Below are 9,112 nucleotides of genomic sequence, written 5' to 3' on the forward strand. Positions count from 1 at the left end.
GACCTAATCCCGTATTCCCCTATACCCCAATTCACCTACTCACCTATTCCCCTATTACCCTATTCCCCTATTCCCCTATTCCCCTATTCCCCTATTCCTCAGCTGCCTGCCGCAAATCGGCAATCACCGCCCGTCGGTCATGACGCCGCCAGGCGAGATAGATGGAGACCGTGCGGTCGAACCACGGCAGGTCGCGAAATACGATCCGCGGCGGCGCAGCGACACGCAGGCTGGCTTGCACCGTCGCAAGGCCGAGACCGGCGCTGACAAGGCCGAGCGAGGTCAGCGGGTCCGCCGTCTCATAGGCGATGTCGGGCAGAAAGCCGGCCTTGGCGCAGGCGGCAAGGAACTGGCCGCGATTGGTGTCGTCCGGCTGGCGCACGACGGTGATCCAGGTGCGACCGTCAAGGTGGTCGGGCCCAATCTCTGGCACTTCAGCAAGCGGATCATCTTCGGGGATCGCCAGCACCAGCGGCTCATGCCGCAGCGCTATCGCGGCGACATCCGGGTCATCATCGGCTGGCGGCGAGTAGACAAAGCCCAGATCCAGCGACCGCTGCCGTAGCCCTTCCAACTGCGCCGCCGAACGCAGGCTTCTCAGCTGCAGGTGGAAATCCGGCCGGTCGCGACGGAACTGGCGCAGCATCCCAGCGACAAGCCCGGCATGAACGGCGCCTTCGACATAGCCGATGGCGAGCCGGCCGACGGCGCCGCTGGCCAGGTTGCGGCCGAACTGCTCCAAACGTCGCGCATTGGACAGCAGCGCGCGGGCTTCGACGAGGAAGGCGCGGCCCTCGGCGTTGAGGTGGACCCGCTGCTTTGCCCGTTCGAACAAAGCGACGCCGAGTTGCTCCTCGAGCTGGATGATCTGCCGGCTGAGTGGCGACTGAGAAATATGCAGCATTTCGGCGGCGCGCCCGACATTGCCGGTTTCGGCGACGGTGACGAAATAGCGGAGCTGACGCAGATCGAACATTTTTCTCCGGGCTCCAGTCCCCCCAGGTCTCAACTTTAGCCTAACCAGTCTTGGACAGTCTGACCGGCGGGAGCGATAATTCGGCCATTCCAACCAAAGGAGACCGCCATGCAGTTCTTTGCCCTTCTCACCCGCAACACCGAAAAATTTGCCGATGCCGATTTCGCTCCGCTTCTACCCGGCGAAGCCGAACAGCGGCGCACGCTCTATGCCGAAGGCGCGGTACGCCAGATGTGGAACCGAGGCGACATCCCGGGCAGCGGCATGATGTTCGAGGCAGCCGATGATGCAGAGGTTCGCGCCCACCTCGCCACCTTGCCGTTGGTCAAGGCCGGCATGATGGACATTGCCGCAATCGTATCCCTAAAGCCCTACCCCGGCTTCGGCCCGAAGCACTGACAGGGACACAATCCGGGGGTGGCGAAGGCCGTCACCACCGGATTGACGTAGGTGATCGACAGACCGTGATCGGCTGTCAAGAAACCGTCACACGGAACCGGGTTCGCTCGTGCTAGAAATCAAGGCCAGGCAGCCGCCGTGCGGTGCCATCTTCGGAACATGCATCTGGCACCGCCCCCATGGATATCACTGTCGCCCCGGAAGGCACCGACCTGTCGCCCTACCTGCCCGACGAGCACGGATTGTTCTTCATCTATCACTTCACCGCTGAGGGCGTGCGAACCAGGGACGCCGCCGCCGCGCACTGGACATGGCGCAGCTACCAGCTTTCCGACATGCGCGCTCGCCATGAGATCGGCACCGATCAGGCTTTGCCGGCACCGGTGCGTGAAGCTTTCCTGTCCGCCAGCCATGGCTGCCACATCGACCTCGAGGACGACTGGCTCTATGGCGACCTGCCGGATCTGCGCCATGACTATTCGGCGGAAACGGGCGGACTTGGCCATTTCCGCTTCGCCCTCAACGACACCATGCTGGTCGGCGCCCGCAAGCAGCCGCTGCAGTCTGTCGATAACATCCGCAAGGCGATCGAGAACGGATCGCGCAAACTCCGCTCGCCGGCCGCGCTGATCGAGGCGGTCGTCGGCCAGTCGTTCGACGGCATGGTGGCCGAACTTGCGGCACTTGGCGACAGTCTCGACGGCATCGAGGATCGCATCGTCTGCGACGCATGGCACAATGAGCGGCAGGCGCTGGTCGACGCGCGCCGGCACCTGGTGGTGATCCACCGGCAGATGGCGACGCTGACCAATCTGTTTCGCCATCTCGACCATTCGCACCGCAACGACCTGCCGGATTCCATCAACGACATGGCGGCGCGGCTGTCGCATCGTGCGCAGACGCTGCACTATGACGGCGAGCAGTTGCAGGCCCGCGCCCGGCTTTTGCAAGACGAGCTGATGGCCAAGCTGACAACGCAGTCGAACCGGCTGCTGTACGTACTGTCGGTGATGACGGCGGTGCTGTTGCCGATGACCATCATCTCCGGCCTGTTCGGCATGAATGTCGGCGGCCTGCCGCTGGTCGACACGCCAATGGGCTTCTGGGTGGTGACGGCGGTAGCGATGGTAATCGCGGGAGCGACCTATCTCTTTGTCAGGCGGCTCGGACAGATGTAGCACCCGCCGGCGGCTATCACGCCGTGGCGCGAAGATCCTCGATGACTGTGCCGGCGGCGGCCACTTCCGCTTCGTGATCGGACTCGCGCCAGATTTCGGCAAGGCCAGCCGCATACCATTCGCGCATCGCCGGTAGAGCAAGCAATTGCGCCGGATAAGCCGCAGCCGCACCCTCGAAGGGGAGCCCATAGGACTGGGCGCGGAACGCCACCGGAGCAAAGAAAGCGTCGACGGCGGTGAAATGAGCGCCGGCCAGAAACGGCCCGCCGAAACGGGCAAGACCATCATTCCAGAGGTCACCGAGGCGGAAAAGGTCCTGCTTCAGCCCATCGGACATCGGGAACGGCTTTACCCGCACGCCGCAACTCATCGGGCATGCCCCGCGCAATGCGGTGAAGCTCGAATGCATCTCGGCGGCGGCCGAGCGTGCCCAGGCGCGCGCCTTGGCTTCGACGGGCCACACGCCATGGTGGCGTTCGGCCAGATATTCGACGATGGCCAGCGAATCCCAGACCGCCCAGCCGTCCTCGATCAGGCACGGCACCCGGCCGCTGGGCGAAAACGACCGGTAGAGTTCCCAGCTCGATGCGGTCGGGAATGGCGTCAGCCGCTCCTCGAATGGGATATCCAGCGCGCGCATCAACACCCAGGGCCGCAGCGACCATGAGGAATAGTTCTTGTTGGCGATATGCAGCAGGTACATCGAAACTCCTTACCGTGCGGGCTGCGGCGCGGCGCGGCGCGCTGTCGTCAACATCGACCAGGAATAGACCGCCAAGGCCGCCCAGATCAGCGCGAACGCAATCGCCTGGGTGGTGCCGAAAGGCTCGTCGAAGATCAGAACGGCGATCAGGAACACCATGGTCGGCGCGATATATTGCATGATGCCGATGGTTGACAGGCGCAGCAGCTTGGCGCCGAAGGCGAACAGCAGCAGCGGTATCGACGTGACTGGACCGCAGCCGATCAGCAGCGCCCTATCGGCACCGCTGCTGGATACGATGTGGTCCTGCCCGGTCGCGATGAGATAAACGATGTAGCCAAGTGCCGGCACCGACAGCAGAAGCACTTCGAGCAAAAATCCCTGGCTCGGTCCGATCGGCAGCGTCTTGCGGAAGAAGCCGTAGGCGGCGAAGGAAAAAGCCAACGCCAGCGACACCCAGGGCAGCTTGCCGCCCTCGATGGTCAGCACCGCGACCGCGACGGCCGCCAGCACCACCGCCGCGATCTGCAGCCGGTCGAGGCGCTCGGCAAGCAGCAGCGCGCCGACAACGACGCTGACCAGTGGATTGATGTAGTAGCCGAGCGCGGTCTCGACAGTGCGGTCGACGGCAATCGCCCAGACATAGATGCCCCAGTTGACCGAAATCAGCGCAGCCGTCAGCGCGGCCATGGCGATGGTGCGCGGCGAACGCAGTGCCGCCTTGAAATCCGCCGTGCGGCCGGCCCAGATCAGGACGGCGGCGGCGATCGGCACCGACCAGACGATGCGATGGGCAATGACTTCGGCGAGCGGCAGATGAGCGACCGCCTTCATGTAAAAAGGCAGCAGCCCCCATAGCAGATAGGCCCCCAGTGCCAGCAGGAAGCCGCGACGGGCCTTGGAATCCGCATCCAGGGTGATTGTTTCAGTGGCCATGGGCCAACGCTATGGCCCAGCCACCTTGGCAAGACCATCGCAAAGTTCTGATGGATCAATGGACTTTCGCTGATGGTTCAACCCTATTCGGCGGCCACCAGTCCGGCCATCTCGCGGTTCTTCATCAGCTTGTAGACGATGGAATCCATCAGCGCTTGGAACGAGGCGTCGATGATGTTTTCGGAAACGCCGACCGTCCACCAGCGCGCGCCGGTGCCGTCATGCGATTCGATCAGAACGCGGGTGATCGCCTCGGTGCCGCCATTGAGGATACGCACCTTGAAGTCGGCCAGTTCCATGTCGGCGATCTCGCTCTGGAACTTGCCAAGGTCCTTGCGCAGCGCGATGTCGAGTGCGTTGACCGGGCCATGCCCCTCGGCCACCGACATCTTCTCCTCGCCGTCGACCACCACCTTGACGATCGCTTCGGAGACCGTCTTCAGCTGGCCGTTGGCGTCGAAGCGGCGCTCGACCATGCAGCGGAACGAGGTGACGTTGAAGAACTCCGGTAGGCCGTGCAGCATCTTGCGTGCCAGGAGCTCGAAGCTGGCATCGGCGCCCTCATAGGCGTAGCCCTCGGCCTCGCGCTCCTTGACCACTGATATCAGCGCGTCGAGCCGGTGATCATCTTTCGGCACGTCGATGCCGCGCCGCTTCAACTCGGCGAGGAAATTGGCCTTGCCGCCCTGGTCCGAAACCATGACGCGGCGGCGGTTGCCGACCGTTTCCGGGGGCACATGCTCATAGGTCGCCGGCTCCTTGGCCAGCGCGGAGGCATGGATGCCCGCCTTGGTGGCGAAAGCAGAGGCCCCGACATAGGGCGCTTGCGCTTCCGGGGCGCGGTTCAGGAGTTCGTCGAAGGCGCGGGACAGGCGCGAAATGCCGGTCAGCGCCTCAGCCGAAATGCCCGTCTCGAAACGATCGGCGAAGGCCGGTTTCAACGCCAGCGTTGGTACGATCGAGATCAAATTGGCGTTGCCGCAGCGCTCGCCGATGCCGTTGAGCGTGCCCTGGATCTGGCGCACGCCGGCCTCGACAGCGGCGAGGGAATTCGCCACTGCCTGGCCGGTGTCGTCATGAGCATGGATGCCGAGATAATCGCCTGAAATACCTGATGAAATAACCTTCTCGACGATGGCGCGGACTTCCGAGGGTTGCGTGCCACCATTGGTGTCGCACAGCACCACCCAGCGCGCGCCGGCATCACAGGCGGTCCTGGCGCAGGCCAGCGCATAATCGGGATTGGCCTTGAAGCCGTCGAAAAAATGCTCGCAATCGACCAACGCCTCCTTGCCGGCGGCGATCGCCGCCTCGACGGAGGCCTTGATGGCGTCGAGGTTCTCCTCATTGGTGCAGCCGAGCGCGACACGGACATGGTAGTCCCAACTCTTGGCGACGAAGCAGATGGCATCCGACTTGGATTGCACGAGTGACGCAAGGCCGGGATCGTTGGAAGCTGACACCCCAGCCCGTTTGGTCATGCCGAAGGCGACGAATTTGGCGCGCGACGTACGTTTCTCCTGGAAGAAGGCTGTGTCGGTCGGGTTGGCGCCGGGATAGCCACCTTCGACATAATCGAGGCCGAAAGCGTCGAGCAGTTTCGCGATAGCGATCTTGTCCTCGACGGAAAAGTCTATGCCCGGCGTCTGCTGGCCATCGCGCAAGGTGGTGTCGAAGAGGAACAGTCTTTCCTTTTTCATGACAGCAAGGTGCTTGAGCACCCCCCTGTGGCCTGCCGGCCATCTCCCCCGCAAGGGGGGAGATCGGCAGCTTTGACGATAGCGCTGGTCCTGCATCGTCGGCGATTGGCGAAAGCGAAGGCGACATCCAATCTCCCCCCTTGCGGGGGAGATGTCCGGTAGGACAGAGGGGGGTGTGAAGGATCGCCGTGCATCGACTATATCTTCCCTGCAAACCGATCCGTCGCCCGGATCAGTTGATCCAGAATCCCCGGCTCCGAATAAGCATGACCGGCGCCCTCGATCAGATGGAAATCCGCCTTCGGCCAGGCCTTGTGCAGCGCCCAGGCATAGCGCGCCGGGCACGGCATGTCGTAGCGGCCATGGACGATGGTGCCGGGAATGTCGCTCAGCTTGTGCGCGTCGCGCAGCAGCTGCCCTTCCTCAAGCCAGCCGGCATGGACGAAATAGTGGTTTTCGATGCGGGCGAAGGCAATGGCATAGTCGTCCTCACCAAACGGTCCACTGGTCTCCGGTTCCGGCAACAGCGTGATCGTTTCGCCCTCCCACAGGCTCCAGGCGCGGGCGGCTTCGATCTGCGCCTTGCGATCCGTGCCGACCAGCCGCTTGCGGTAGGCAGCCATCATGTCGCCGCGCTCGGCCTCCGGGACCGGCGCCAGAAAGCGCTCCCATTTGTCCGGGAACATTTCCGAGACGCCGAACTGATAGTACCATTCGAGTTCCGCACGTGTCAGCGTGTAGATGCCGCGTACCACCAACTCACTGACGCGTTCGGGGTGCGTTTCGGCATAGGCGAGCGCCAGCGTCGACCCCCAGGAGCCGCCGAACACCAGCCATTTGTCGAAGCCGGCCATTTCGCGCAGGCGTTCGATGTCGGCGACCAGGTGCCAGGTCGTGTTGGCTTCGAGCGAGGCATTGGGCGTCGATTTTCCGCAGCCGCGTTGATCGAACAGGATGACATCGTAGAGCTTCGGGTCGAACAGCCGCCGGTGCTTTGGCGAGATGGTGCCGCCCGGCCCGCCATGCAGAAACACCGCCGGTTTGGCGCCTTTGGTGCCGGAACGTTCCCAGTAGACCTGATGGCCGTCGCCGACATCGAGCATGCCGGACTCGAAGGCCTCGATCTCGGGATAGAGGGTACGCAATTGACTGCTCATAGTTGCAAACCTTTGGTCGGCCAGTCCGCTGTTTCATGGTCGGGGTGCTGGAAGGAGATGATGGATTCCTGCCTGTTATAGTAGTCGGGATCCTGGTGGACGGGCTGATCGAAGATCGTCTCCACCCAGGGCAGCCGCGCGGCGTAGTTGACCTGGATCTGCGGGGCGAGATCTGAGCGGTCGTCGAAGGCACCGATAGCGATCTCAAGTCCACCGGGCTGCCGGTAGGTCAGCGGCGTCCCGCAGCGGGCGCAGAAACCACGATCGATGTTGACCGACGACTGGAAATAGCTTGGCTCTTCATGGGTCCATTTGACGCCATCCCTGGGCACCGTGACCAGCGCACCGAAGAACGAGCCGAACTGCTTCTGGCACATCCGGCAATGGCAGATCGAGGGACGGCCGAGCGCCCCATGAATGCGGAAACGCACGGCGCCGCATTGGCAGCCGCCAGTTCTTACTGTCTCGGTCATGGTCTTTCCTTCGGCGGCCATTGTTCGGTGTCGTGGTCCGGATGCTGGTAGGAGACGAGATCGGCCAGATAAGAGGCCGACGACACGTCGGCCATCGTCTCCTCGCCCGGCAATTGCGGGATCGTATCGACATAAGGCAGCTTTGCCTCGACACCCCATTGGATCAGCGGCACGATCTCCGCCGGATTGTCGAACGCGCCGATGGCGAGGCCAACGCCGTCCGGCGCGGTGAAGGTCAGCGGCGTGCCGCAATCGGCGCAAAAACCGCGATCGACATGGTTGGAGGAGCGGAAGTATTTCGGCTCGCCGCGCGTCCAGTCGAGCCGGGCGCCACGCACCGAAACCAGCGGCGCATAGAACGAGCCGAACGCCTTCTGGCACATGCGGCAATGGCAGACCGAAGCGTCGCCGAGCGCGCCTTCAACGCGAAAGCGCACCGCGCCGCACTGGCAGCCGCCGGTGTAGATCGGCCGGTTGTCGAGGCTCATCTCGGCTCACTCCGGCGCATGGCAGACGGCTTCGACATTGTTGCCGTCGGGATCGAAGACGAAGGCGCCATAGTAGTTCGGGTGATAATGCCGGCGCAGGCCCGGCCCGCCATTGTCCTTGCCACCGGCAGCAAGTGCCGCTGCGTGGAAGGCATCGACCTCGGCGCGGCTGCGCGCGGTGAAGGCGACGTGCTGGTGATCCCTGGGCTTGTCCTTGGCCGAACTCAGCCAGAACACCGGCCGGTCACGGCCATAGCCGCCGACCTTGGCGCCGCCGGTGTATTCCAGCGGCACCATGTAGAGGAGCGCTGCACCAAGCGGCGCCATCGCCTTGTCATAGAAAGCCTTCGAAGCATCGAAATCGGCAACGGTGATGCCAAGATGGTCTATCATGAAATTGCCTCCCTAGCTGGTTCGATCGCCAGCACTTCGGCAGCGGCCAGGCCGGCCTCGATGACGATGTGCTGGCAGACATTGTCGATATCGCGAATGACGTCGTCGTTCCAGAAGCGCAGGATGGTCCAGCCACTGCTCTTAAAATATGCGCTGCGTGTCTCGTCTTGTTGTAGATTTTCGCTATCCGCATGCTGGCTGCCGTCTACCTCGACGATGAGACGATAGGCCGAGCAAGCAAAGTCAACGATATAAGGTCCGATCGGCACCTGCCGTCGAAAGCTCATCCCCATAAGCTGGTGAGCACGCAACTCATTCCAAAGTTTCAACTCCGCATCGGTCATGACGCGACGCATGGATTTTGCATTCCGGCGGTGTCGTTGCGGAACGAGATCGTGTCCCATCAAACACCCCTTCGCCGGTGATTAGCGAAATCGGCGACGAGGGCTGATCTCCCCCCTTGCGGGGGAGATGCCCGGCAGGGCAGAGGGGGGTGCTGTCCCGCCCGCTTATCAATTGGAGACCGCTGCCTTCTCAGGAAACGGTCGAAACGAGGGTAGGCAAACAGAAACGATGGCGTTCCTTCACACCCCCCTCTGTCCTGCCGGACATCTCCCCCGCAAGGGGCCCGTTGCGTTATTAAGTTATAGGGGCAAGGAGGGAGGGTCAGGCCAATGTGGGGTGCCTTGCGGCTCGGGTTTGAGGCCGG

At 63.0% G+C, this 9,112-nt stretch carries 11 protein-coding genes; 2 read left to right on the forward strand and 9 right to left on the reverse strand.

All coding sequences use genetic code 11. The features are described 5' to 3' along the window. Positions 1-91: 91 nt before the first annotated feature. On the reverse strand, positions 92-976 hold the full coding sequence (locus tag NKI21_RS31960; protein WP_023812906.1) for a LysR substrate-binding domain-containing protein: 885 nt from the start codon (positions 974-976) through the stop codon (positions 92-94). Between the two features lie 108 nt (positions 977-1,084). Between NKI21_RS31960 and NKI21_RS31965 the strand changes: the two genes are divergently transcribed. Both NKI21_RS31965 and NKI21_RS31970 read left to right on the forward strand, forming a co-directional pair. Further along, positions 1,085-1,375: a muconolactone Delta-isomerase family protein gene (locus NKI21_RS31965; RefSeq protein ID WP_128303053.1), complete on the forward strand. Its 291-nt coding sequence runs from the start codon at positions 1,085-1,087 to the stop codon at positions 1,373-1,375. Between the two features lie 179 nt (positions 1,376-1,554). Further along, positions 1,555-2,553, forward strand: a complete 999-nt coding sequence (locus tag NKI21_RS31970) for a transporter (protein ID WP_352443247.1) — start codon at positions 1,555-1,557, stop codon at positions 2,551-2,553. A 16-nt stretch (positions 2,554-2,569) separates the two neighbouring features. Here NKI21_RS31970 and NKI21_RS31975 read toward each other — a convergent pair whose 3' ends face one another. From NKI21_RS31975 to NKI21_RS32010, 8 genes are all read right to left on the reverse strand, one after another. Next, positions 2,570-3,256, reverse strand: coding sequence for a glutathione S-transferase family protein (locus NKI21_RS31975; protein ID WP_023812903.1), 687 nt, complete (start codon positions 3,254-3,256; stop codon positions 2,570-2,572). A gap of 9 nt (positions 3,257-3,265) precedes the next feature. Next, positions 3,266-4,192 carry an EamA family transporter RarD gene (gene rarD / locus NKI21_RS31980; protein ID WP_023812902.1) on the reverse strand — a complete coding sequence of 309 codons (927 nt, stop codon included), beginning with the start codon at positions 4,190-4,192 and terminating at the stop codon, positions 3,266-3,268. An 83-nt stretch (positions 4,193-4,275) separates the two neighbouring features. Then, positions 4,276-5,892 (reverse strand): citramalate synthase, encoded by a 1,617-nt coding sequence (cimA, locus tag NKI21_RS31985; protein ID WP_352609793.1) that lies wholly within the window; start codon positions 5,890-5,892, stop codon positions 4,276-4,278. 197 nt (positions 5,893-6,089) lie between these two features. Next, entirely contained in the window at positions 6,090-7,049 is a 960-nt protein-coding gene (gene pip / locus NKI21_RS31990) for a prolyl aminopeptidase (RefSeq protein WP_023812900.1), read from the reverse strand. Next, complete coding sequence (locus NKI21_RS31995; protein ID WP_023812899.1) at positions 7,046-7,522, reverse strand: GFA family protein; 477 nt, start codon at positions 7,520-7,522, stop codon at positions 7,046-7,048. Before NKI21_RS31995 ends, pip begins: the two co-directional genes overlap by 4 nt. After that, positions 7,519-8,010, reverse strand: a complete 492-nt coding sequence (locus NKI21_RS32000; RefSeq protein WP_023812898.1) for a GFA family protein — start codon at positions 8,008-8,010, stop codon at positions 7,519-7,521. The genes NKI21_RS31995 and NKI21_RS32000 overlap by 4 nt, the downstream gene beginning before the upstream one ends. Positions 8,011-8,016: 6 nt before the next feature. Continuing rightward, a complete protein-coding gene (locus NKI21_RS32005) occupies positions 8,017-8,403 on the reverse strand; it encodes a VOC family protein (protein WP_023812897.1) in 387 nt (128 codons plus the stop codon). After that, on the reverse strand, positions 8,400-8,807 hold the full coding sequence (locus NKI21_RS32010) for an endonuclease domain-containing protein (protein ID WP_023812896.1): 408 nt from the start codon (positions 8,805-8,807) through the stop codon (positions 8,400-8,402). Before NKI21_RS32010 ends, NKI21_RS32005 begins: the two co-directional genes overlap by 4 nt. Positions 8,808-9,112 lie beyond the last annotated feature (305 nt).

The organism is Mesorhizobium sp. M0715, assembly GCF_040320355.1.
Lineage (GTDB): Bacteria > Pseudomonadota > Alphaproteobacteria > Rhizobiales > Rhizobiaceae > Mesorhizobium.

Coding starts and splice junctions, on each gene's coding strand:
- NKI21_RS32010 (WP_023812896.1), bottom strand. CDS start 8,807: ATGGGACACGATCTCGTTCCGCAACGACACCGCCGGAATGCAAAATCC.
- cimA (WP_352609793.1), bottom strand. CDS start 5,892: ATGAAAAAGGAAAGACTGTTCCTCTTCGACACCACCTTGCGCGATGGC.
- NKI21_RS32005 (WP_023812897.1), bottom strand. CDS start 8,403: ATGATAGACCATCTTGGCATCACCGTTGCCGATTTCGATGCTTCGAAG.
- NKI21_RS31960 (WP_023812906.1), bottom strand. CDS start 976: ATGTTCGATCTGCGTCAGCTCCGCTATTTCGTCACCGTCGCCGAAACC.
- NKI21_RS32000 (WP_023812898.1), bottom strand. CDS start 8,010: ATGAGCCTCGACAACCGGCCGATCTACACCGGCGGCTGCCAGTGCGGC.
- NKI21_RS31970 (WP_352443247.1), top strand. CDS start 1,555: ATGGATATCACTGTCGCCCCGGAAGGCACCGACCTGTCGCCCTACCTG.
- rarD (WP_023812902.1), bottom strand. CDS start 4,192: ATGGCCACTGAAACAATCACCCTGGATGCGGATTCCAAGGCCCGTCGC.
- NKI21_RS31975 (WP_023812903.1), bottom strand. CDS start 3,256: ATGTACCTGCTGCATATCGCCAACAAGAACTATTCCTCATGGTCGCTG.
- NKI21_RS31995 (WP_023812899.1), bottom strand. CDS start 7,522: ATGACCGAGACAGTAAGAACTGGCGGCTGCCAATGCGGCGCCGTGCGT.
- pip (WP_023812900.1), bottom strand. CDS start 7,049: ATGAGCAGTCAATTGCGTACCCTCTATCCCGAGATCGAGGCCTTCGAG.
- NKI21_RS31965 (WP_128303053.1), top strand. CDS start 1,085: ATGCAGTTCTTTGCCCTTCTCACCCGCAACACCGAAAAATTTGCCGAT.